This is a genomic window from Neobacillus terrae (genome assembly GCF_011393025.1).
GTDB classification, from domain to species: Bacteria; Bacillota; Bacilli; order Bacillales; family Cytobacillaceae; genus Neobacillus_A; species Neobacillus_A terrae.
Genome location: NZ_JAAOEO010000001.1, coordinates 163289 through 186493, shown reverse-complemented (window position 1 = coordinate 186493; position 23205 = coordinate 163289). Strand labels below are relative to the sequence as shown.

Genomic DNA, 23205 nt, shown 5'->3' with positions numbered 1-23205 from the left:
AAACGGCTGTTCCAATAGGAACAAGCCGTTATCTTTTATTACGCAATTACTTCCTCTTCTTCTTCAAGTGGAAGCATTCTGTGAAGCCCTCTCAATTCCATTTGAGTGAACATATCAAGTACTTTTTCTCTTACAAAACGCCATTCTGCTTCTTCGAGCGTTACTGAAACAGGAACATCACACTTAATCTCTGCTAATTTTCTAGAAAGATAAAGCATTTCGAGATCCTGTTCTATTTTTGTTTTGTGGGATTTTGAAAGGTTTTCAAGGTTGGCAATGATGCCTTCAACATGTTCGAATTCCTTTAACAGTTTCAGGGCTGTTTTTTCCCCTATCCCCTTCACTCCGGGATAATTATCAGACGGGTCGCCCATTAACGCTTTTAAATCAATCATTTGCCTTGGGGTGATCCCCTTTTCCTCAAAAAAGCTTTCAGGTGTGTGAACCAGGTAGTTTCCGTATCCCTTTTTCAGCAGAATAACCGATACATCCTCATCTAATAACTGAAGTATATCCTGATCACCGGTTAGAATAGATACTTTCGCGAAGCCCTTTGCCTGCTGTGCAATTGTTCCGATGCAGTCATCAGCCTCAAAACCAGTCAGTCCGATATTAGGTATATCAAAAGATGAAACAACCTCTTTTACCAAATCAAATTGCGGCAGAAGCTCAATTGGGGCTTCTGAACGATTGGATTTGTAATCCTGGAACATCTCAGTTCGGAAAGTCTTACTTCCCATATCCCAGCAAACAGCCAGGTGTGTTGGCCGAAAGGAGGACACAGCAGTTAATAAATGCTTTGTAAAACCGTGAATCGCATTAGTGGGAATACCCTTTGAATTTATCATAAACTGGCCTGTCATTGCTGTTGCATAAAATGCCCTAAACAATAAAGCCATGCCATCTACAAGCAAAAGAGAAGGTTTTTGTATTTGCAATTTTACAGCCTCCAAAAATAAAAGTATTTATCTATTATACCATATTTCTGGGCTCTTTCAGCAGTATATTGATACCACATCCTACTCTTCTCCAGCAGCAACTGGATTATCATCATAGGAAATCCAATCGCTATAGGAACCAGGATAAAGCTTTACCTTTTCAAATCCAGCTTCCTTTAATAAAAGATAATTTGGGGCGGCCGTTACTCCTGATCCGCAGTAAACAATTATTTCTTTTTTCAGATCCAAATCAGAAAACCTTTCCCGCTGTTTTACTGCAGTTTTCACATTACCGTTCTCATAACCTTCAAACCATGGTTTGTTCAAAGCACCTGGAATTCGACCTGCCTTTTTATCAATAGGTTCTTCAATACCCAGATAACGATTCTTCTCTCTTGAATCAATTAAAATTTTGGAGCCTTTGTTTTCTTCATTTACAAGCTTCTTAACTTCCTCATATTCAGCCTTTATATCGTTTTTAAAATTAGGGATGAAAGATGCCTTTTCAAAGTGAGGTAACGATTCAGCTACGGGGAATCCTGCTTTTAACCAGCTTTGAAATCCTCCATCTAAAACATAAACCTTTTCATGGCCGAGATATCTCAGCATCCACCAGAACCGTGCAGCAAAGGCCCCATCACCATTGTCATATGCAATCAGGATTGTATCTTTCCCGATTCCCGCCTGCTCTAATTTTCCGATGAATTGATCCCAATTCGGAAGCGGATGGCGGCCCCCATGGACTCCAGGAGGGGCAGACAAATCCTTTTCAAGATCAAAATATATAGCATCCGGCAGGTGATTCATACTATAGTCACGTGCTCCTTGTTCCGGGTCTTTCAATGAAAAACGGCAATCTGCAATTCTCAATTGAGGATTCTGTAAATTTTCAAAAAGCCATTCTTTATCAATTATATATTTCATTTTCTCCCTCCTTAAATTGGTTTTGTAAGGTGCAAGATTTTTGACAGCCATTTATCTAGTATATGTATACTAGGCTGCTCCTTTTTAAGCAGATCAGCTTTAACTTCTATACTGCCGCTCTTGCTCTCCATCAGAGAAATGATATCCTGTACTTCAGAATCAGCAATAAGGCTCCCTTTCCTTTTGGCATCCGTCACCTTTATATAGGCTTCATTCATGGCAGGAAGAAATTCAGCACTCTCTTCTATTAAAAGAAAAGGCGATAAAACTTTTTTGTTTCTAATAATCCCCTGGCTGACCAGCTCTGCTCTTATAGCATGAATAAGCTGTTTTTGAGCCGAAGTAGTAAATGTTTTTATTCTTGATATTTCTTTAAGGTTGCGTGTTTTCAAAGACTGATAGTGCTTTAAGAGGGAGAAAGGAGAATACTCCTCCTCTATGATAGCGGTCAAATCCTTTAAAAAGCTGCCCCCATTCTTATAGATTTCTGGAGAATACACCCATTCATAAATCCCGGGGTTGGACTTCCGTATCAATTCAATTGCTTTATAAATATCATAGCCAACTGAATCATAGGGGGATGATAGGTCCAATACAGCCGGCTTTTTCCGGATAGATAAATAAGACCTGATATCTTTGCAGCGGTAAATAAATCGGATATCATGATCAGACTTTTCTGTTGCCGTCCCCCATGCTCTGCTGCCAGCTTCACAGGCGAATAAGATTTCAATTTTATATTCATTTTCCAATTCCGAAAGCCAGCTGTCTATCATCTAATCACCTATTCTTCAAGCTGTTTGAGAATTCCCTCCAGCTTATCAAGCGGCACATCGCCTCCATGTGCGGAAAGGATACTTAAGAAATATTCTTCTGCCTGTTCCTTCATTTGATTCTGAAGTTTTATAAATTCCTTATTCAAAGAGTTTTCAAAAGAAACCTTCAATCGCCCGTTTTCCATTGAAAGATATTCATCTGCAGGTATTTGCAGGACATTGTATATTTCCTCACCCGTTAACTTTTTGTCATTCTTCTCAAAAAATGATTTTGGGTTCTTAAAATAGGAAAGTGCTTTTGAGAAAACTTGTCTGTCCCTATTTTCAAAGGCGTTTGAAAAGTCCAATTCAATCCCAAGTGATAAGTCCGGTTCAGCCAAAGATAGGCCTGGATCAATATCACCCAATTTCTCCTGCATAGATGAATTAAATTCTTTTAAAAGCTTTGTTGAATAATTTTCAAGTCGCAGAAGTGTAGCCCTCATTTCCTGGGCAAAATCAAAGCCTATACTCTTAAGCAGATCTTCCAGACAGTTTTGAATTTCCTTTTTCAAATTCCGCCCATCATCCTTTAAAACAGCAGGATTAAATGACTCCTTAAAAAAGTCCGAAAAGCGCAGAAATACTCTCTGCTTAATATAATAGGTAAGTTCATCCGATTCCTGAGTCATTCGCTGGAACAAATATTGAGGCGTCTGTTTCTCTATCCATGTAAGAGCCTGATCCTGTTTTGCTTCAATTTCTGAACGTTTCTTTTCCCTGTCGGATTTATCCTCTAAAGCAGCCTGGATAAGATTCTGTATTCTCTCCTTCAGTCGATCTAATTCATTGCGAGCAGATGAAATTGCTATATCAGTAAGATCATGGTTGATAAAATGATAAAAATTATTTTCAAAAACTGGCATCCCAGAATTTGACTCAGTGGATCCGGTTTTCTTCTCTTCTAAAGCCTGCAAACTCGATAAAGGATAAAGATGAGGCCTTTTAATCCCATATTTAACAAGCTGTTCACCTACATATTCGACCACAGAGTTTTTTTCTTCCTCACCCTCAGCCAAATCGGCAGCATTAATAATAAAAAACATTTTATCAAGCTGGAAGGATTCTTTTACCCTTCCCAGCTGAATGAGAAATTCCCTGTCCGCTCTTGAAAAAGCATGATTATAATACGTAACAAATAAAATGGCATCTGAATTTCTAATATATTCAAAGGCAACCCCAGTATGGCGGGCATTAATTGAATCTGCCCCAGGAGTATCCACCAGGGTAATTCCTTTTCTGGTCAGTTCGCAATCATAATATAATTCTATCCATTCGACAAAACAGGATTTTTCTTCTTTAGCTACATAATCAGAAAAATCTTCAAGGTTTTTTTCGATAATATTGCCAAAAAGGCTCTCGAAGGAGGAAAAGCCATCTCTAAATGCCTTTAAAAAGGAAAAGTGTGTCTTCTCCAGTGCATTTTCTTGTTTTTCGTTTTTTAAGACCTCCATTATCCTTGATTGAGCTTCAGGAAAACTAACTGCACTAAGTCCAAACACCTCAAGAGACTTGTTTACATCCTCTAGTAAAGTATTTGAATCCTTGACTTTAACTAATACAGTTCCATGAGGAATACTTGCAGTTACCGGTTTAATCTTATTAATAGCGGCTGTTGTCGGATTTGGTGAAACAGGCAGAATTTTTTCACCGATTAATGCATTGGCAAATGAGGATTTCCCAGCGCTAAATGCTCCAAACAAAGCAACAGTAAAGCTGCGGTTCTCCAGTCTTCCCGCTTTCTCTCTAAGCCCATTTGCGAGCCTGCTGAAACCTGAAATTCCTTCTACAAGAGCTGAAGCATTTCTAAGGCGGCTTGCATATTTCGGAACCCGGCTTTCTTCTGGCTCAGCATCACTCTCATTAACAGGAAGAGTATTGTTTTGAGAAGTTCCGTTTGGAACTATTTTTTGTTTTTCTTCCTTAAGTAAACTGTTTCGAATGATTTCCACTTCTTCTTCATCACTGAAAAAGTGAGCCTGAGCCATATCTTTATAGCTGATGTCCTCGGTTAAGATAGTATAAATAGATGATTCAGAATTCCTTATTTCATCCTCTTTACCTTTAATTTCATTCATGGCATGTGCGAGTCGTGAAATTTCGCTTAATTCACTTTCCAGCTTCTTTTTCCCGCTATCATTCTTCAGTTTAATGGACTCCGAGAATGCTTCCTTAAATCCGGTTAACTGAACTCTGGCTAGTTTGTTTATTTCTTTTACCACATCATCCGTATAATTCAGAACATAATCTCCTGAAAGCCGTGCACCTGTCTTGACAGTATTTTCAAGAAGTTCTTTTGTAAATTGAATTGAAAAAGACTGTGCCATCGCAAGCAGATTCTGCTCTTCCAGTCTATATTCTTTTGTAGCGCTAATTAAATATTCCCTAAGATGCCACTCAAGCTGGGATTTTGTTTTTTCAAACAGGTCATTATAAAAGTGATCAAGCCGTGCTTCTCGTTCATCTTGAGTTTTCTGCCTAGAGAATAAAAAACCCACTTTAAATTCAGGCTGGCAGGATTCCAAATAGCGTTCAGCCAGCTCCCTCGTTTGGAAAGGCATTAAATAAGCGTTTTTTATAATCTTTTCTGACTCATTCTCAAACGCGTCAATAACCTTATCTTTTTTGCCATCTAAAGCCTTCAATTCCTCTCCAAATTTGAAAAGGTTTTCTGGAATTTCTCTCTGTTCCTCTGCTGATAATTCTGTTAAAAGTTCACGAAATGGCGCAAGATAATCTTCCTTTTCCACCTGTTTCTCTCTTAAGTGGTCCATGGCCAATTTTTTCATGGAGGAGAATAGAGAAGGAACTAAAAGCTCGTCTTTTAAGTCAAGCCGAGAAAGAATAAAATGCTTTAAAGAGGTAAACTGATTTAAAGGATGGTCGTTATCCTTTAATGAAGTATAAAAAATCCCAGCGGGCATTACACCCCATGAGGCAAATGACTCCTCGACACTGTTGCGAAACTCCTCAAAGCTTAGCTCTTCTTCCCTATGCTTATCTATTTGGTTAATAACAAGGTAAGTTTCTTTACCGGCCTGAGCAAGTTCTTTCGTAAACATAAAATTAAGCTCTGACTGCACATGGTTGTAATCCATAACATAAAAAACCAAATCAGCGAGATGAATAGCAGATTCTGTTGCCACCCGGTGGGCATCATCTGCAGAATCAATCCCAGGAGTATCCAGAATTACTGCGTTTTCAGGAAGGCTTGAGGTTTTATGGCTGATCTCTAATTCCTCTATCGCATCGCCGTCCTTGCAAAAATTCTTAACCATTTCGTAATCATAAGGAGCCAAATATAGTCTTGGTTTTTCTTTTTTAAAGATTACTTTGGCATATTCATCGCCTGATTTTACTTTCACCAGGTTGGCACTGGTTGGAATAGGACTTGATGGAAGGAGTTTTTCACCAATTACAGTATTTATCATGGTGGATTTCCCTGCAGAAAAGTGTCCGCAAAAGGCTATGGCAAATTCCCTGTTCTCAAGCTTTTTTCCAAGTTGCCAAACCTTTTCGGCATTAACTCTGTCTTTATTTTCAATAAAATATTCATATAGTGAAACCAATTTGGTTTGTAGTGTTTTGTATTCTTGCTGCTGATTAATGGACTGAATCATGAGTCTTCCCCTTAAATAACGTATTTTCCCTCTTATTTTATACGATAATTCTTACTTTTCCCACTTTATCATCTTGTAAAATAAAATAAAAACCAGAGGAATTTTTCCCCTGGTTTGGAATTGGTTATTTTTCAAGTAGCACTTGAGATATTTTTTAGTACATGTTTCATTACAAATGCATAAACAACAATTGTTCCGCCAACAAAAGCCATGGCCATTCGTAACACCTTCCCCGCTGAAAATTAATTGAGAATGATTTTCAATGTTAGTTAGAGTTTAACATGAATGATAATGATTTTCAAGTGACGCTGGCTAACTGTCATATTTCTTTAACAATTCCGGTACAAATCGGTTACAGTTTTTAAAGGTTGTATCATATTCTGTTAATTGCTTAAGAGCTTTTTCTTCAGCCGGAATTCGAATGTAAAGCATGGCAGCATTTAATAATGTAAATATGCCAGCTGTAATATAGGCCTGAAATAAAAGAGGAATCACTATTAGTTCAATCGTAACAATTACATAGTTGGGATGCTTAATAAAACGATAGGGTCCTTTTCGAACAATATTTGCATTGGGAAGAACAATAATTTTAGTATTCCAGAACCTTCCGAGCGAACTGAGCGCCCAGACTCTAACCCCCTGGGTAATAAGAAACAGGACCAAAAGGACAGGCCAATAGGGCGATAATTCTCTTTTCAGAAAAATAACTTCGGCTAAAAGCGAAACAAAAAATAGTGAATGCATCATGACCATCAGCTTGTAATGCTTCTGGCCAAATTCAAAAGCACCCCTACTTTTCATCCATAATTCATTACTTCTTGCGATTCTAAGCTCCGCAAGTCTTTGGATAATTATAATGACAAGGACCAGATAAAAAATCAGCACCCTTCCCACCTCATTAATAGAAGTTCCGAACTGAATCCCGGCCCAAGTGCAGCCCCAAGGCCAATTTCCCCATTACTGATTTCTTTCTCCATATACCTTTTTAAAACATAAAGAATGGTAGCCGAAGACATATTTCCATATTCCTTTAGTACATCAAGTGATATTGCATTCATGGCAGCTGGAATTCCTAGCGACGTTTCATAAGCCTCCAAAACCTTTTTGCCTCCCGGATGAGCTATGAAATGGCTTAATTCATGTATTTCCAGATTATTTTTTCCCAAAAAGCTGGTTACGTTAGGCTTCAGCCAGCTTTCTACAATAGTTGGGATATCTCTTGAAAAAATAACATAAAGGCCCTGGTTTTTAATATCCCAGCCCATCACATCAAGAGAATCAGGCATTAAGGTTGATTGGACATCGTATATTTTAGGCAATGTTCTCTTTAAACTAATCGATTTATCAATTGCCTCGTCTCCACATACAAGTGCACAGGCAGCACCATCAGCAAATAGAGAGGTTCCGATGAGATTACTTTTAGAACGGTCATTCCGCTGAAATGTAAGACTGCATAGCTCTACAGATAAGACAAGAACCTTCGCTGACGGGTAGGCGAGACAGTATTCAAATGCTCTTGATAAACCAGAAGCGCCGCCCGCACAGCCAAGACCCCATATAGGTATCCTTTTAGTATGTGGTGAAAACGGAAGATGATTCATAATCCTTGCATCGATGCTTGGTGTGGCAAGACCTGTCGTTGAGATAAAAAAAAGCGCATCAATTTCCTGATAAGGAACCTCATGCTGTAGAAACGTATCGCTGGCCAGGCATTTTTCAATCGCTTCTTTACCAAGGGAAATAGCTGATTCAATATAAGCCTGGTTCTTTTCTTCAAAAGTCCATTCATGTTTGAACCAATCAAGATCCCTGGCAAAATGACGCTTTTCTATTAATCCATTTTGAAAAACCTTTAAAAGCCTTTCTATATCCTTATATGATTCTGAAAAAAGGTCATGGGCAAAATCCATTACCTGTTCTTGTTTAATTTGATATTCAGGAATAGCTTCTGCAATTGAGAGGATTGTAGGCATGTTTTTTTCTCCTTTAAAGGGGTGTTGATATTTTTTCCCACATTTAGATGATTATTCATTTAACATCTCTCTGCCTATTCCCCAATTAAATAATATGTATTCCCTTAATGTTTTTTAAGGCATAAAAAAAGCTTCCCACACCTGGGGGAAGCAATACGTTTTGAAGGTGTTGTTGTGCTATTTCAGTATATCCTGCTTTTCAGCTATTTACATTAATAAAACATTTCCAGATTATTTATCAACTTTTTCAAATTCAATTGATTCTTTATGATAAAATTTACCTACTAATCCCCGGAGGAAGCAGGAATGACCTTAACTAAAAGTGTTACCAACATATTAAATGCCATAATTCTGTCGGTAAAAGCTATTTTACCTTTTGATATAAAGATTGATTCTCCTTCTCTATTTAATCAGCCATTTACCCAGCATTCCATGGGCGTACTGATAGTTCTTACAGGTGAAGTCCCGGACGACTTATTATTGATGGGAATGTCGAAAGCTTTGGGAGAATTGCTGAGAAAATGTTCGGAATGTATCTCGAGGCTTAAATGCTCGATTCTTTTGCAGGGGAGCTTGGTAATATGATTGCCGGCAGCTTATCTTCACATGCATTTAACCAGGGATATAATATGGATATTACCCCTCCCACTGTTCTCGTTGGAGAGGCAAAAGTGTATGGATTCTCCAAGGCTTTCAGACTGCCAGTTCATTTAGGAAATGCAGGCACACTAAACCTGATCCTTGCGGTTGATCTTCAATAAATTTTTAATAAAAGCGGAAAAGGCATGTCTCAGTGGGACATGCCTTTTGGCTATTTCTTATCAAAATCCGTGGATGGTCATACCGCCATCGACAAAGAGTGTCTGACCATGAACATAGTTTCCTGCATCGGAGGCAAGAAAAACAACAGGACCAACCAATTCTTCCAGTTCTCCCACTCTTTTTAGAGGGGTAACAGCAAGGATTTCGCTGACATATTCTTTATCTGCAAGAAGCTTTTCAGTGAGAGGAGTTTTAAAATACCATGGCCCGATAGCATTTACATTAATATTGTACTGTCCCCACTCCAGCGCCAGAACCTTTGTCATTTGGATTAACGCTGCTTTTGTCGCTGCATAGACTACTCCCGTTCTTAATGCAACATGGCCTCCTACTGAGGTAATAGAGATAATTCTTCCGCCTTTTCCATTTTCCTTCATAACGCGCCCAACTTCCTGGGACATCATAAAAGCAGATTTAAGGTTTGTATCCATGATGGTTTTCCATTCATCATCTGTAACATCCAATGCCTTTGAGCGAATGTTCATTCCTGCATTATTAACGAGAATGTCTGGAGTTCCCCACTCATCGGATATTTTATTTACCGACTGCTGAACCTCTTCTCTCTTTGTCACATCTGTAGGAAGAATTAGTGCTTTCCTTCCTGTTTTATGTATTAAAGATGCTGTTTCATCCAAATCAGCCGCAGTTCTGGACAATAATGCTACATCAGCACCCGCTTCCGCCATGCCAACTGCAAGAGCTCGTCCAATCCCCCTGCCCGCACCTGTAACAATCGCTTTTTTTCCATCCAATTTAAAAGAAGGCAAGTACAAAATTCATCATCCTTTGCTAATTGATTTCATTATTTTATCATATTTTTTTATTATTCTAAATAAGATGGGAATTGGCCATTTTAGGGATGTTGTATCGGTCTCCACTTTGGTTTTATTTACCATCCCCCGTTCAATAAAAGGGGGCTTTATACGGTTTCCCCTCCGTTACAGATTCGGATATTAAACTGGTTCTTTCATTGCCGTTTTCCCCACTACAATGCCAAATTACCGGATATTTACCAATGCCTCTAATCAACTTCGGAAAGGTAAAGGAGGCACTAAAGGAACTGCTTATTAAACGAAAACAATAATGGATTATCCCTCTATAAATGAAATGAAGGGAAGCTCCTCAGCCTCCCCTAATTTTTGGAATCCTTTTGATTTTGAACTTCTATCCAAATCTTATTTTTGGCAGTTTCCCCGCAAACCTTACATGCCTGCTCTTTCTCATAAAGAAGCCGGCATGAATCACAATAATACTTTTCCACAAAATTCCTCTCGCTTCCAAAAAACCATTATATTCTTTATTTTATTTTCAGATAACAAAATGGTTACTCTTGTAAACTTACTTGGTTAAATTAATCAATCTAGTACTCAACAACTTTCATCACACCCCCAATTTTATTTTTCACATAAAGTTCACAAGTGGATCTAGCTAAAAGTGACGTATATCACAGTTTCGAGGGGTTTTTAACTTTATCATAGTAATTACCTAGTATTGAACAATATGTGAATTTTAGGAAACTCATCTTTTACTTTCACAATAGTTTTGTATTATGAAAGAGAACTTATCTTAGCTATATTTCTATTAATAGAGGGGAGTGCGAAGAGAAATGGCAAAGGCTCAACTTAAGAACGGACCAAAATCCAATCCAAAAGTACAACATAAAGAGGAAAGTGAATCACTTAAAGGAACAATGGCTTCCGTTATGTTTTTAGGCTTTTTCATTATTGTCACCTGGCTGGGTGTTTACTTTTTATTCGTAGATCGTTTCTAATCTGGAAAGGGGAAAAAAACATGCATATGCATAAATTAGAAAAAATTTGGCTTATCTTTGGTTTGGCAGCACTAATTGTGTTTCTGTCCACAATTGGAGTAAGCGCATTCTATCTTGGAAATAAACCTCCTAGCTGTTTAACTACTGTTGATCCGGAAAAGGTGGACCAAACTGCTCCATTTAATAAACCTGGTCTTCATAAGGTAGAGGGCAAGGATTGGGATTATGAACTCGTTTTTGTGGCTCAGGCCTTTGCTTATACTCCAACACAGGTAACAGTTCCTCTTGGTGCCAAGGTGAAAGTTATTGCAACAACAAAAGATGTAGTACATGGCTTAGAAGTAGCTGGCACAAATATCAACATGATGCTTGAGCCTGGTTATGTAAGTGAATATACAACAACATTTGATAAAGAAGGCGAGTACCTGATTGTATGTAACGAATATTGCGGTACAGGTCATCATTTAATGAGTTCTAAGATTGAGGTGAAAAAATAATGCCTAGCATAAATTCAACTATTAAAGTAGATTCGCGTGATGCAAAGCTATCAATGGCACATTTTTACGTAGCATTTGCCGCCCTTGCAATTGGCGGACTGATGGGGCTTTTGCAAACTCTTGTACGCTCCGGCAAGTTTGAACTCCCCGGTGGGATTGGCTATTATCAAGTTCTTACGGTTCATGGGGTTTTATTAGGTCTTGTATTAACAACATTTTTCATCATGGGCTTCCAGCATGCTGCAGTTAGCCGTACTGCAGGAACTCACTCCGATAAAGCAAGACTGACAGGCTGGATTGGATTCTGGGTGATGACGCTCGGAACTGTAATGGCCGCAGCAATGGTATTAATGAATAAAGCAACTGTTTTATATACCTTCTATGCACCGCTTCAAGCTCACTGGATTTTCTATCTTGGCTTAACATTTGTAGTAGTGGGCAGCTGGATTGACGGAATTGCACAGATTATGACTTATGCAAAATGGAAAAAAAATAATCCTGGCAAGCCAGGTCCGCTTTTAAGTTTTATGGCTGTAATTAACACTGTTCTTTGGATTATTTGTACGATTGGCGTAGCAGCTGAAGTATTATTCCAACTTCTTCCTTGGTCACTTGGTTTAATTGATCGTGTCGATGTTCTTGTTAGCCGTACTCTATTCTGGTATTTCGGACATCCACTTGTTTACTTCTGGCTGCTGCCTGCATATATGGCTTGGTACGTTGTTATTCCAAAGGTAATCGGGGGAAAAATCTTCTCTGATTCTCTTGCCAGATTGTCATTTATTTTGTTCCTATTATTCTCTATCCCTGTAGGATTCCACCATCAGTTAACTGAGCCGGGAATTGATCCTGCATGGAAATTTATCCAGGTTATTTTAACCTTCCTGGTTATTATTCCTTCCCTAATGACAGCTTTTGCAATGTTTGCAACCTTCGAATCAGCGGGAAGAGCTAAAGGTGCAAAAGGAATGTTCGGCTGGGTTAAAAAGCTTCCTTGGAATGATGCCCGTTTTACTGTTCCGTTTATTGGAATGGCAGCCTTCATTCCTGCAGGTGCTGGAGGTATTATTAATGCTTCTAACCAAATGGACCAGGTTGTTCATAATACCATCTGGATTACAGGTCACTTCCATTTAACACTGGCAACCTCTGTTGTTCTTACTTTCTTTGGTATTTCTTACTGGCTGATTCCGCATTTAACCGGTCGCAAATTAACTAAGAAAATGAATAAACTTGCACTAATCCAAGCATGGGTTTGGTTTATAGGTATGGCTTTCATGTCAGGTTCCATGCATGCTGAAGGATTGCTTGGGGCACCAAGGCGTTCTGCTTTCTCTACGTATATGGGTGCTAAACAGGCTGCTGAGTGGATTCCTTATCAAATTGCACAGGCTGTTGGCGGAACAATCTTATTTATCGGTATTATCCTGATTCTCATTATCTTTATTAACCTGGCTTTCTTCGCTCCTAAAGGAGAAGAGGAATTCCCGGTCGGAGAACAAGCTGAAAATGCTGAAGCAACTCCAATGGTATTGGAAAACTGGAAATTATGGATTGGTATTTCTATTGTTTTAATCCTATTTGCTTACACTATTCCATTTATTGATATGATTCAAAACGCTCCTATAGGTTCTAAAGGCTTTAAAACGTGGTAAAAAGAAAAGCAAAAGCACTCCTAAAGCGACGGAAATTCCATATTATGGTGTTGCAGCTAGAATGAAAAGCAAACATTAAAAAGGTGTTCAATCGCTTAGATCGAACACCTTTTTTGGTTGATATTATTTAGTTCAATTGATAGACCTTGCCGTACTTTTCATACAGATAGTCAATCAGATACTGGGCGTTTAAGCCTTCTCCTGTAACATCCTTAAGAATTTTCAGTGGTTTTTTCAGCTTGCCATATTGGTGAATATTTTTTGTAAGCCACTCGCGGACAGGCTTAAGGTCTCCCTCTTCCAAAAGCTGATCGAAGTTCGGGATATCCTCGAGCATCTTGTGCTTAAACTGGGCAGCATACATGTATCCCAGCGCATAGGATGGAAAATATCCAAAGCTTCCACCTGACCAATGAACATCCTGAAGAACACCCTCAGCATCCCTTTGAGGACGGATTCCAAGATATTTTTCGTACATATCATTCCAGGTTTTCGGCAGATCTTTAACCTCTATCTCGTCATTAAATAAGCCCTTCTCTATTTCATATCTGATAATCACGTGAAGCGGATAGGTGAGTTCATCTGCTTCAATCCTTATTAATGAAGGCTTGGATTCATTAATGGCTCTGCAGAAATCCTCCAGACTTACTCCATTAAACTGATCCCCGGTATAATCTTTTAACAGACCATAATTTCCTTTCCAGAAGGAAAAGCTGCGACCTACAAAGTTTTCATAAAATAAAGATTGTGATTCATGAATTCCCATCGAAGTGCCGCTGCAAAGCGGTGTACCGATTAGGTCAGTGGAAATATTCTGTTCATACAGGGCATGGCCCCCTTCATGAATCGTTCCGAAAACAGCTGTACGGAAGTCATTTTCATCGTATCTTGTAGTTACACGTACATCTCCCGGATTCAATCCTGTAGCAAATGGATGGACAGTTTCATCGAGCCTGCCAGCCTGAAAGTCGTAGCCCATTTGGTTTAAGATTTCTTCGCTAAACTCCCTTTGCTTGTCTTTAGGAAAGTTCTCAAAAAGAAAATCTGTCTGTGGCTTGTTTGCGGATTCAGAAATTTGCTTAACTAAAGGAACAATTTTCTCCCTAAGCTGCCCAAATACCTGATCCAGAACTTCTACAGTTACCCCAGGTTCATACATATCCAAAAGGGTATTATATTTATTTCCTTCATATCCCCAATATCGGATGAATCGCTTGTTTATCTCCACTAATTTTTCCAGGTAAGGACGGAACATTTCAAAATCTGATTTAGCTCTAGCTTCCTCCCAGACGCTCTCAGCTTTAGACTGAAGAACAACATATTGGCGGAACTCATCAGCAGGTATTTTCCTGTTTCTATCATATTCTTTCTTACATTCTTCTAAAATCTTTTTTGTATTCCCTGTTAGTTCTCCGCTCGATAAATTCGCTATGTAAGCTGCCATTTCTTCCGAAGTAGACATTTTAAATACTTCAGAGGAAAGCATGCCAATTACTTCAGATCTTTGATCTACGCCTTTTTTGGGTGCACCTGTTCGCAAATCCCAATATATCAGCCCTAGTGCTTCTTTATAGGCGCTCATCTTTTTTACAAAATCAAGAAACTCTTTTTCCAGTTCCTTCAGCTTCTCATTCATTCCTTTCCCCCCTCTATTTATTTACCAACCCATTTTATCATACTTTTCTGAAAAGGATATTAAAAAGGTTCAGACCTTTAAGTAATTAATTCGCATAAGCTAAAAAAACAACAGATGCTTTCATCTGTTGTTAAGAATAAGGGGGATTTGAGGTTAAAACAGAAAACTGGAAAAAGTAATTCGTCAAAGTCTACTTTTTGTCAATGGCTACCATCCAGACCTCAGGTCCTTCTTCTAGGTACTCCCAAGTGAACTTGTCAGGCCGCTCCATCATAAACTGGTATAAAAGAGGTCTTGGATTATGGTCATTAATGATTTTCATGCTTTCTCCGCTTTTTAAATCATCGATTATACTAAAAATAGTTGGGGGTTTTTCACGTGGTGGATAATCTGGTACATTGACAACAGTGGTAAAAGTTTTCATCGTTTTAACTCCCTAAATGGTTTTTTTAACTTTTTCTTTATTATAAAATGGATTTAGAAATGGTTTAGTGAGACCCATCACACTGTTAAAATGATATTTTTATAGTTTATTTGCAGGAGGGATCACATGCGGGAATTAGTAGGATCATGCAGTAAATGCGGGAAGGATCTTTTTTGCCTGGATGGTTTTTTTGCTGGAGTTCAGACAGAGGATAAAAAGATTATTTGTTTTGATTGTAATGAAAACAAGGAAAATACCACAGCAGATGAATAACTATTTCAAAGAGGCTGCCCGGTTGGGCAGCCTCTTACTTTTATTCTTCATTCAATGCGATATCTTTTTTGGGCAGTGTTCATTTTCTTTATGAGTTACACTTAAGTGTTTTTTAGCAGAACAGCAGCAAGAGCTTGCACCCCGATAAGGAAGATTGTATCAGGACCAGCACGCCAGGTTAAAAGAGTCTGAACAATATCCTTTTGCAGGAATGCTGATGAACGGGATGCACCATTACCAAGATATAAGGATACATCTTGTTTGGAAGTTAGATATCCTGAAAAATTGACCCCTGATGCTTTGAAACTATTATGGAGGATAAAAAAAGGAAAAAGCGTTCTATCCGCCGATTTAGTGTCTTTTTCCGCGGATTCTCTGGTTTTATCCGCCGGTTTAGAGTCTTTTTCCGCGGATTATCTGGTTTTATCCGCCGACCCACGGATATTCGAACCTCCGGGACCGCTTTTGTGTTGTGTTTTTGATATGTTTTTATATTTAAATCAACGGTTCTACTGGAAGAACTGACTTTACTTTTTCCAATACATCCTTATCCAATCCCTCGTTCAGCAAAATGTGGACATAGCCTCTGTCTTCATGGCTTCTGATCAACCGTCCAACTCCCTGGCGCAAACGAAGCAGCATGTAAGGAAGATCAACTTGAAGATAGGGGTTTTCCGCGCCTTCCCTTTTCGCCCTAAAAACAGGATCATTTGGAGGGAACGGAAGCGAGAATACAATCACATTTTCCAATGATCTGCCCGGGATATCAAGTCCCTCCCATAAATGCAGGGCACAAAGAACTGACTGTTCCTCATTTTGAAATTTAGAGACCAATGTGCTGATTTCTGCATCTCCCTCAAAATATACAGGAAAATCAATGTTCGAAAGACTACTTTTCAAAAATTTTATTTCCTCTATGTCATTGGCGAGTATCAAAGCCCTGCCTGCAGTCTGTTTGATTTGTTTGATAACATACTCTGCTTTACTGATTAATTCATCTTTTTTAAAGGAAGGAAGATGCATTTCCATCTTCTCCTCATATTCAAATGGCGATGCTACCGTAAAGGACAGGTAGTCTTCTATACCCAGGCTTTTCGCCATATATTCAAATGACTGCTGTTCTGAGAGCGTCGCAGATGAAAAAATAAAAGGCATATTCCTAGAAAAGACCTCTTCTTTCATAATTTCCTGTACCATCTTAGGCATTATGACAAGTGTTCTTTCACCTGAATGATCTTCAAACCAGGTAATCCCATTCATAGGCTGTAAGAAAAGTGAGAGAGAATAAGTTATTTGTTCTAAATATTCCTCAACTATTTTCAATTCATAGTCATTGATTACATACATTTCACTGTCAAAAACCAATTCCTCTTCCACTTTTTGAAGGGCATTATAAAGCCTTTTTCCCTGGCTAAGCAGATCTCCGTCTTTTTCGATGATCTTCTTTTCGGACCCGGAAGCAGTCTTTGCTGATGCAGACAAATGCATAAAAAAGCTCTCGTTTTCATGGATTGCATCTTCAATTGCATACAAGGTTTTTTCACGTACATCATTTTCCATTAGTCTTGTTAAAAGAGCTTCAAGAGTTTGTTCCGTAAACCGATAGCTTAATGCTTTCTGGGCAGCAAACTCAAGAAGATGTCCTTCATCAAATACCACACAGGAGTGTTCAGGCAGGAGCGGCAGCTGTCCTTCCCTCTTTCTTGATTCCTTTGTCCAGACATGTTCCATATAAAAGTCGTGGGAACAAATGATCAAATCTGATGCTCCGCGGTAGTATTCACGATGGAGAGTTTGTCCGCAGCGATGTCTTTTTTCACAGGCAAAACAATCCTGTACAGCATCCCATCCTACTTGTTTCCATTGCTCATCTGTAAGATGGGCATAATCCCGTCTGTCTCCATAACGGGTAAAAGTTTTTAAGGTACCGTTTTTTAATACAAAATCGGGTAGTTCATCATAAATATCACCGTATCCATCAAAATCACTTGATTCAACGGCAGTATCAAGCTTTTTTAGGCAAAGATACTGATCCCGGGACTTTGCAAGTCTTACATCGATATTAAGATTGAGGGCTTTCTCAAGCTTTGCGATATCTCCTTCTTTTTTTACCAGCTGCTCAATAAGCGTTTCGTCTGCACATGTGATGATGGCAGGCTTATTGGTATATCGTGCATAGCAAATGGCATAAAGAAGGTAAACAAGCGTCTTTCCTGTTCCTACGCCCGCTTCTGCAAAGATCGTCTTTTTTTCTTTAAACGCCTTTTCAAGTTGAAAGGCCATATATATTTGTTCGTCCCTAATTTCGAAACCTTCCTCGGGCAAAAGATCATAAAATACATCGCCAATCCATTCGCCTAGACGGTCGTAGAATGATTCTGTTTTATCTATAGTAAAAGGCATTCTATTCTGCATGTAAATCCTCCAAATAAATAGTGGCTCAGCAAGTTCTGAGCCTTTATAAAAAGTGAAAAAAAGCGACCAGCAAGGCGCTTTTTTTCTAAAGATAAGAAATATAAAATTTTCTTACCGTCAATTATCTAATTTTAACTCAAGCAAGAAAACTGTCAAGAAATTAAGTCCCTTTATACTGTTTATTTATAAAGGGATGAAGAAAATGACAATGCCTGCTGCCATTCCTTTTTTGCATTTAACACTTTTTCCATTGCTGACTCTTTAGCAGATTTCTCGCTATTTAATGTATGGAGAGTAACATGGAGTGCTTTTGAAATTTTATAAAAATCAATTTTGGATTGATACATTGCCACCCCTCCTGTTTTTAATAAAGCTATTATATTCAAGAGGAATGGAATTTATGCCATCTAATTACTCCAATTTCGAATGCATTTCCAAGGACGCCTTCAAAACTCCACATAGCAATCCTTAGCTTTATTTACTCGTTATTCTCTCTGCGGGGAGGGCGCTTGCCCCAGTATTGGTAATAATCTGTCTTAATGAAACCATTAAATAGTTTTCTTTTCTTTGTGGCAGGTTTTCCATATAATTTCTCAAAGTCTTCATTTGATGTAAGAATGTAAATGGACCAGGTGTCGAGCTTGGCAAATGCCTGTCCCATTTCCCTATACATTTGCTCTACGGCACTTTTTTCACCAAGGCGTTCACCGTATGGCGGATTTCCCACAATGACACCGTACTCCTTCGGTGTTGTTATATCTCTAACCTGCATCTGCTTGAACTTAATAAGATCCGCAAAGCCTGCTTCGAATGCATTTTCAGTCGCCATTTTTACCATACGATGATCAATATCTGTACCTGTAATATCAAGCAGCTGGTCATATTTTGCTAAATCCTCTACTTCATTTCGCGCTTCGTCCCATACCGTTGTTGGTATCCAGTCCCAGTTTTCAGAAACAAAATCGCGGTTGAAGCCTGGAGCAATATTTTGCCCAATTAAAGCAGCTTCAATCGGAATGGTGCCTGAGCCACAGAAGGGATCAATAAATGGCTTGTCTGGATTCCAGTTGGTAAGCATGACAAGAGCTGCGGCAAGTGTCTCCTTTAGTGGAGCTTCGCCCTGGTCAACCCTGTAGCCCCGTTTATGAAGTGCCTGCTGTCCTGTAGCATCGATTGTAATGGTAGCAACATCCTTTAAAAGCGAAACCTCAATCCGGTAAAGTGCCCCAGATTCTTCAAGCCATCCGCTCCGTTTATAATGGTGCTGTAAACGGTCAACAACCGCTTTTTTTACAATTGCCTGACAATCAGATACGCTAAAGAGCTTTGATTTTACTGACTTTCCGGAAACCGGGAACTCAGCGTTCTCCGGAAGGTATTTTTCCCATGGCAATGCTTTTGTTTTCTCAAAAAGCTCGTCAAATGAGTATGCCTTAAACTCACCAACTTTTATGCGAATACGGTCCGCAGTACGGAGCCAGAGGTTTGAACGTGCAATTGCACTTTCATCACCTTCATAGACTACTTTCCCATTTTCAACCTGACATTCATATCCTAGATCCCGGACTTCTTTTGCAACCAATGCTTCAAGACCCATGGCAGCTGTTGCTATTAATTGATATTTACCCATTATTTCACCCTTACTTTTGTTGTTCTTATGTACATAGGATAACACATAACTATATAAAAAATAAAAAAGCCCTCCGATTCAGGAGAGCCTTAAATCATTTCATTTTAAATGCATTAATCACGTTCTGTAAGCCATGTTCTGTACCTTGTACTGCAAACGGCTTAAAGCCTCGTACAAAGGCGGTAATCATCTATCTACAGGTATTAAGACCTGTCCTTTCCCTTGTTTGATTCCTCAGGAAAGATTCCCCTACCAAAATTTGGGTTTCTCGCTCGTGGGGTTTACCTCGTTCCACCTTTTCCATTTCTGGAAAAGCTCCGTCACTGTGGCACTTTATAGGTATTCATACCATATCCATAAAGGACTTAGGTATTTTCCCTGCCGTCAGCCGTATTCCGGCTGCCCTGGCTTATGACTTCGCCAGGCACGAACACTACAGGCATCTCAGCCCGTGCGAGCATGGACTTTCCTCAACAAGGCCGCATCAAGCTCCTTGCAGCGATTACCCGAACGCAATTAATGAACACATGACTTATTATATGTATTTTCCACTGCATATGCAATGGCATAAAAAAGGAAATGTGGGAACAGACTGTCAATCGTACAACTTATTTCCAAATACATGCTTTTCAAGGTTTGATAATCTCTTTAGAATATCAAAATTAGTTGTCCCTGCGGCCTGGGCTGCAGGCTGTCTTCTTGAAGCATCCTCAGCAAGCTTGCGCAGGCGCATATTCTCCTGCTGCAGTTCTTCAATTTCCTGATGGAAGGTTTCGTAGTCTTTAATAATCAAATCAAGAAACTTATCTACATCTTCCTGCTTGTATCCGCGCACGCCAGTTTTAAATTCTTTTTCTAAAATATCCTTTGCAGTCAATTTCACTTTATCCGACAGCATTCCAATCACCTCAGTATTTCGCCAATCATTACCTATTATTTTTTCAAAAATATTGCTGTTTGTCAATTTTCTTTAGGAGATACTATTTTTTTCGAAATATTCAAACAAGATAAGTTCACTAATAATCAAACCTGCTCGCGTTTTCTTCTTCGACTATGTTCTGCAAATCATAGAATGTTATAAGATGGACAGGATAGGGATGGCTGCTTTGATAGCTCACAGCCATTTCATAAATATATTTTGGGCTTCCTTCCTTCTCCTGGTCGTAAAAAAGAAGAAGGGCATCACTTTTTTCAATGAAAAATTGATTTTTAACCCTAAATTGGAGTGGCTTTTCATAAGCTTTCTTTGAAACAGCATCTACAAAATCAGCCTGCATTAAAACCGATTCATACCACTCCTTATTTTCTTCCTTCCAGTTTGACTCCTGATCCAGAAAAGGCGTTATTACAGCAAGCTTAAGATCCGGATATTCCAATTGAAGGTCAAAAACGGTTTCTGCGGCCCACAGCTCAATCCCTAATTGGCCGCTAATCAAAACCCATTCCAGCCCCTCTTCAATCAAAGGTAGCAGTTCTTTTTTTAATGCCTTTTTTATGTAGTCGACAGAGGGATGGTCCTTTTTAAAAATACCCAGTTCAAATGGTTTATAACCAGAGATTGCAAGAACTTTATACAAGGACAAACACCTCTTTTTCAAAGTGGTATAAAAAAGACAAACTTTTTTCATTTATAAATCATAACATATTGTAAAAAGAAAAATAGCCAGAGAGCTGGAAATTGACTTAAAGGCTCCATAAAAATACTTTCCATTTATTTATGGATAAAACAGAAAAAACAAGGGCGGTTTGCCCTTGTCAGTAATTACCTTCCCCTAAAAGGTCCAGGCCCCATCATTGGTCCAGGCCCCATCATTGGTCCAGGTCCCATCATTGGTCCAGGTCCAAATCCTGGTCCCATCATTGGTCCAGGTCCAAATCCCGGTCCTACTGGAGGTACAGGAGCTACAGGAGGAACTGGGGCAGGATTCATAGGTCCTACGCAATTAAATTGCTGGTTGGAAACCTCATTTACAGCTGAAAAGGTTTGAGGAAAGTAATGCTTATGCTCAAACAAATGGTGATTTACAGTTGTTGTATGTGTTGGATGGATATGAGGAACCACCGTTGTTGAAAATGTGTGGTTCACACAGCATTTTGTAGGATGGATAACCGCAGGCATAATATTTGTTCCACAGTACATATACATTTCTCCTTTCGATATTTGGTTGTTAGATATTACATTAACAGCCTATGTTGAAAGGGAGAATCTTGTACTAATGAAAACACCTATTTTACAGCATTGTATAGAAACTGTCCTTTAGACTTGTAAAAAGAACTGCAGTTAAACAAACCACAATGAAGAAAAGAAATAAAATTGCTTTGTACATAATACCAGCTCCACTGTGTTGTTATTAATAGTTTTTAACACTACAATTTAACATTTTACTCTCTGTTTACCCCATTCACAACACAAATTTATAGGAATTTCGGCATAAAAAATTAAAAATTTGTTACAAATTTATGAATTTTATGGTTTTATAAAATCGACAGGTCATTTCCTGTCCTTTTGTCAGCTTCCTCAGGGAATTTTCTGCATTTATTTTCGAGTCTCTTTATTCTTTTTAGAGCATCCGCTAAAAACAATGGAGGAATTTCAGCGGGCTTTTCGTCCATTTTAAGAGCCTTGTGAACAAACTCTAATGCTATTTGTGGATTTTTCAGTTTGTGCTCAAGAATCTTTGACCCTTCGATGCAAGCCTCTCTTCCAATATCAGAAATACCAGAATCGGCCACAGCCTGAAAAAGAATTAGTGCTTTTTCCCAATCCCTTACTTTTTTCCTCTCGTATGCAAGAGCAAGCTGGGCATGGGCAGAAACATGATCATCTCCCTCGGCGATTGAATCAAACCTTTTTACTGCTTCCCCTTTTTCTCCTAATGAGGAAAACCATCTTCCTACTTCATATGTCTCCTGGCTTGTTTGCCCTTCATCAAGCCCGCAGATTTGGAATGTCAAATGAGTATATAACGTGACAAGTGAAAGAATGTCTATCTCATTATGTTTTAACACCCCCAGCATTCCTTCTGGCTGTTTCCTCTCAATAAAATCAAAATAAATCATGGGTGCTAAATGGCCTGGAATATCATCTTCACGCAGAACTCCTAATATTTCCTTTTCTACCATAGAAAGCTTTAGCCGATCAAGCTTATGTTTCCAAAGGCGTCTTGAAGCATGGTACAAATCAAAATGCCCGAAAGACGGGAGTTTGGGAACATGCTCGCGTACAAGGGTGTGCCTTGTTTTAACTTGGGGCCAATCAAATGATTTCCCATTGTAAGTGACAAGCGTTTTGTAATTTACGCTTTCCAAAAAGCTTTGATAGAGCGGGACTTCAGCCCCTGGATTAGGAAGTACATGCTGCCTCAATACCAGCTCTTCCCCTTTTATGCTTGCATACCCAAGCAGAAAGATTGTATTGCCTGTACCTCCTCCTAGTCCTGTAGTTTCTGTATCAAAGAAAAATAGTTCTTCAGGATGATGCCCTAAGGCTGAGAGAGGATGAGAAATCCCTATTTCGTTCCAGACTTTAACTGCCTGCAGAAAATCACGAAACCGAAAATGTCCATGTTTCTGGTCCAGTGGGAAACGTACTTCCCTTACTAAGCAATAATTATTATCGAAAAAATATGGTAATGCCCCTTCCGCTTTCCATTGGTCCAAATAAGGTATGACTATTTCCGGCTCTTTTTCTGAAGGTATCACGCTGCCTCCAGAGTGTTCCTCTTTTATCAGGTGAGAGGACTTGCTTAGATCCTCTTGCTTACCGCTTCCTAAATGCGGTTTTAAACGGTTTAATTTATTTTTTAAAGACAAAG

General features: G+C 38.9%; 22 protein-coding genes and 1 other RNA gene. 6 read left to right on the top strand and 17 right to left on the bottom strand.

The genetic code is table 11. The annotated features are described in order from the left end of the window. Positions 1-38 precede the first annotated feature (38 nt). From G8761_RS00975 to G8761_RS00950, 6 genes are all read right to left on the bottom strand, one after another. Positions 39-899, bottom strand: coding sequence for a 5'-3' exonuclease (locus G8761_RS00975; protein ID WP_243449869.1), 861 nt, complete (start codon positions 897-899; stop codon positions 39-41). A 120-nt stretch (positions 900-1019) separates the two neighbouring features. Then, positions 1020-1862 (bottom strand): sulfurtransferase, encoded by an 843-nt coding sequence (locus G8761_RS00970; RefSeq protein WP_166022761.1) that lies wholly within the window; start codon positions 1860-1862, stop codon positions 1020-1022. Between the two features lie 11 nt (positions 1863-1873). Continuing rightward, complete coding sequence (locus G8761_RS00965) at positions 1874-2635, bottom strand: nucleotidyltransferase domain-containing protein (RefSeq protein WP_166022759.1); 762 nt, start codon at positions 2633-2635, stop codon at positions 1874-1876. Between the two features lie 8 nt (positions 2636-2643). Next, positions 2644-6294 carry a dynamin family protein gene (locus G8761_RS00960; RefSeq protein ID WP_166022757.1) on the bottom strand — a complete coding sequence of 1217 codons (3651 nt, stop codon included), beginning with the start codon at positions 6292-6294 and terminating at the stop codon, positions 2644-2646. 312 nt (positions 6295-6606) lie between these two features. Continuing rightward, positions 6607-7176 carry an isoprenylcysteine carboxyl methyltransferase family protein gene (locus G8761_RS00955; RefSeq protein WP_166023291.1) on the bottom strand — a complete coding sequence of 190 codons (570 nt, stop codon included), beginning with the start codon at positions 7174-7176 and terminating at the stop codon, positions 6607-6609. Continuing rightward, positions 7173-8267 carry a type III polyketide synthase gene (locus G8761_RS00950; protein ID WP_166022755.1) on the bottom strand — a complete coding sequence of 365 codons (1095 nt, stop codon included), beginning with the start codon at positions 8265-8267 and terminating at the stop codon, positions 7173-7175. The genes G8761_RS00955 and G8761_RS00950 overlap by 4 nt, the downstream gene beginning before the upstream one ends. A 306-nt stretch (positions 8268-8573) precedes the next feature. Here G8761_RS00950 and G8761_RS27785 point away from each other — a divergent pair, with 306 nt between their 5' ends. Both G8761_RS27785 and G8761_RS27780 read left to right on the top strand, forming a co-directional pair. Then, the gene (locus tag G8761_RS27785) at positions 8574-8852 is read left to right on the top strand and encodes a hypothetical protein (protein ID WP_338000895.1); all 279 of its coding nucleotides are present in this window, start codon (positions 8574-8576) and stop codon (positions 8850-8852) included. Beyond that, positions 8849-9028 (top strand): hypothetical protein, encoded by a 180-nt coding sequence (locus tag G8761_RS27780; RefSeq protein WP_338000894.1) that lies wholly within the window; start codon positions 8849-8851, stop codon positions 9026-9028. Before G8761_RS27785 ends, G8761_RS27780 begins: the two co-directional genes overlap by 4 nt. Positions 9029-9088: 60 nt before the next feature. Here G8761_RS27780 and G8761_RS00940 read toward each other — a convergent pair whose 3' ends face one another. Then, positions 9089-9862, bottom strand: coding sequence for an SDR family NAD(P)-dependent oxidoreductase (locus tag G8761_RS00940; protein WP_166022753.1), 774 nt, complete (start codon positions 9860-9862; stop codon positions 9089-9091). 833 nt (positions 9863-10695) lie between these two features. On the opposite strand from G8761_RS00940, the gene G8761_RS00935 reads away from it, so the two are divergent. Genes G8761_RS00935 through G8761_RS00925 form a run of 3 tightly spaced genes read left to right on the top strand, consistent with a single transcriptional unit; the run spans position 10696 to position 13012 of the window. Next, the gene (locus G8761_RS00935) at positions 10696-10860 is read left to right on the top strand and encodes a cytochrome c oxidase subunit 2A (RefSeq protein WP_166022751.1); all 165 of its coding nucleotides are present in this window, start codon (positions 10696-10698) and stop codon (positions 10858-10860) included. 20 nt (positions 10861-10880) lie between these two features. Beyond that, on the top strand, positions 10881-11357 hold the full coding sequence (locus tag G8761_RS00930) for a cytochrome c oxidase subunit II (protein ID WP_166022749.1): 477 nt from the start codon (positions 10881-10883) through the stop codon (positions 11355-11357). Beyond that, positions 11357-13012, top strand: a complete 1656-nt coding sequence (locus G8761_RS00925) for a b(o/a)3-type cytochrome-c oxidase subunit 1 (protein ID WP_166022747.1) — start codon at positions 11357-11359, stop codon at positions 13010-13012. The genes G8761_RS00930 and G8761_RS00925 overlap by 1 nt, the downstream gene beginning before the upstream one ends. Positions 13013-13139: 127 nt before the next feature. Here the strand turns inward: G8761_RS00925 and G8761_RS00920 are convergent, their stop codons facing one another. Then, the gene (locus G8761_RS00920) at positions 13140-14648 is read right to left on the bottom strand and encodes a carboxypeptidase M32 (RefSeq protein ID WP_166022745.1); all 1509 of its coding nucleotides are present in this window, start codon (positions 14646-14648) and stop codon (positions 13140-13142) included. Positions 14649-14838: 190 nt separating this feature from the next. Continuing rightward, positions 14839-15072 carry a DUF2249 domain-containing protein gene (locus G8761_RS00915; protein ID WP_166022743.1) on the bottom strand — a complete coding sequence of 78 codons (234 nt, stop codon included), beginning with the start codon at positions 15070-15072 and terminating at the stop codon, positions 14839-14841. A 126-nt stretch (positions 15073-15198) separates the two neighbouring features. On the opposite strand from G8761_RS00915, the gene G8761_RS00910 reads away from it, so the two are divergent. Continuing rightward, a complete protein-coding gene (locus G8761_RS00910; RefSeq protein ID WP_166022741.1) occupies positions 15199-15345 on the top strand; it encodes a hypothetical protein in 147 nt (48 codons plus the stop codon). Positions 15346-15840: 495 nt separating this feature from the next. Here G8761_RS00910 and G8761_RS00905 read toward each other — a convergent pair whose 3' ends face one another. The 8 genes from G8761_RS00905 to G8761_RS00870 all read right to left on the bottom strand — a co-directional run bounded on the left by G8761_RS00905 (position 15841) and on the right by G8761_RS00870 (position 23203). Beyond that, complete coding sequence (locus G8761_RS00905) at positions 15841-17760, bottom strand: ATP-dependent DNA helicase (RefSeq protein ID WP_166022739.1); 1920 nt, start codon at positions 17758-17760, stop codon at positions 15841-15843. 179 nt (positions 17761-17939) lie between these two features. Next, entirely contained in the window at positions 17940-18107 is a 168-nt protein-coding gene (locus G8761_RS00900; protein ID WP_166022737.1) for a hypothetical protein, read from the bottom strand. A gap of 131 nt (positions 18108-18238) precedes the next feature. Further along, positions 18239-19390, bottom strand: a complete 1152-nt coding sequence (locus G8761_RS00895; RefSeq protein WP_166022735.1) for a THUMP domain-containing class I SAM-dependent RNA methyltransferase — start codon at positions 19388-19390, stop codon at positions 18239-18241. A gap of 122 nt (positions 19391-19512) precedes the next feature. Beyond that, positions 19513-19904: RNase P RNA component class B (gene rnpB, locus G8761_RS00890), an RNA gene on the bottom strand. Positions 19905-19985: 81 nt separating this feature from the next. Beyond that, the gene (gene gpsB, locus G8761_RS00885; protein WP_027321973.1) at positions 19986-20288 is read right to left on the bottom strand and encodes a cell division regulator GpsB; all 303 of its coding nucleotides are present in this window, start codon (positions 20286-20288) and stop codon (positions 19986-19988) included. A 118-nt stretch (positions 20289-20406) separates the two neighbouring features. After that, positions 20407-21018, bottom strand: a complete 612-nt coding sequence (locus G8761_RS00880) for an SLOG family protein (RefSeq protein ID WP_166022733.1) — start codon at positions 21016-21018, stop codon at positions 20407-20409. Positions 21019-21152: 134 nt separating this feature from the next. Beyond that, positions 21153-21530, bottom strand: a complete 378-nt coding sequence (locus tag G8761_RS00875; protein WP_166022731.1) for a spore coat protein — start codon at positions 21528-21530, stop codon at positions 21153-21155. 335 nt (positions 21531-21865) lie between these two features. Next, positions 21866-23203 (bottom strand): ribonuclease H-like domain-containing protein, encoded by a 1338-nt coding sequence (locus tag G8761_RS00870; protein ID WP_166022729.1) that lies wholly within the window; start codon positions 23201-23203, stop codon positions 21866-21868. Positions 23204-23205: the final 2 nt, after the last annotated feature.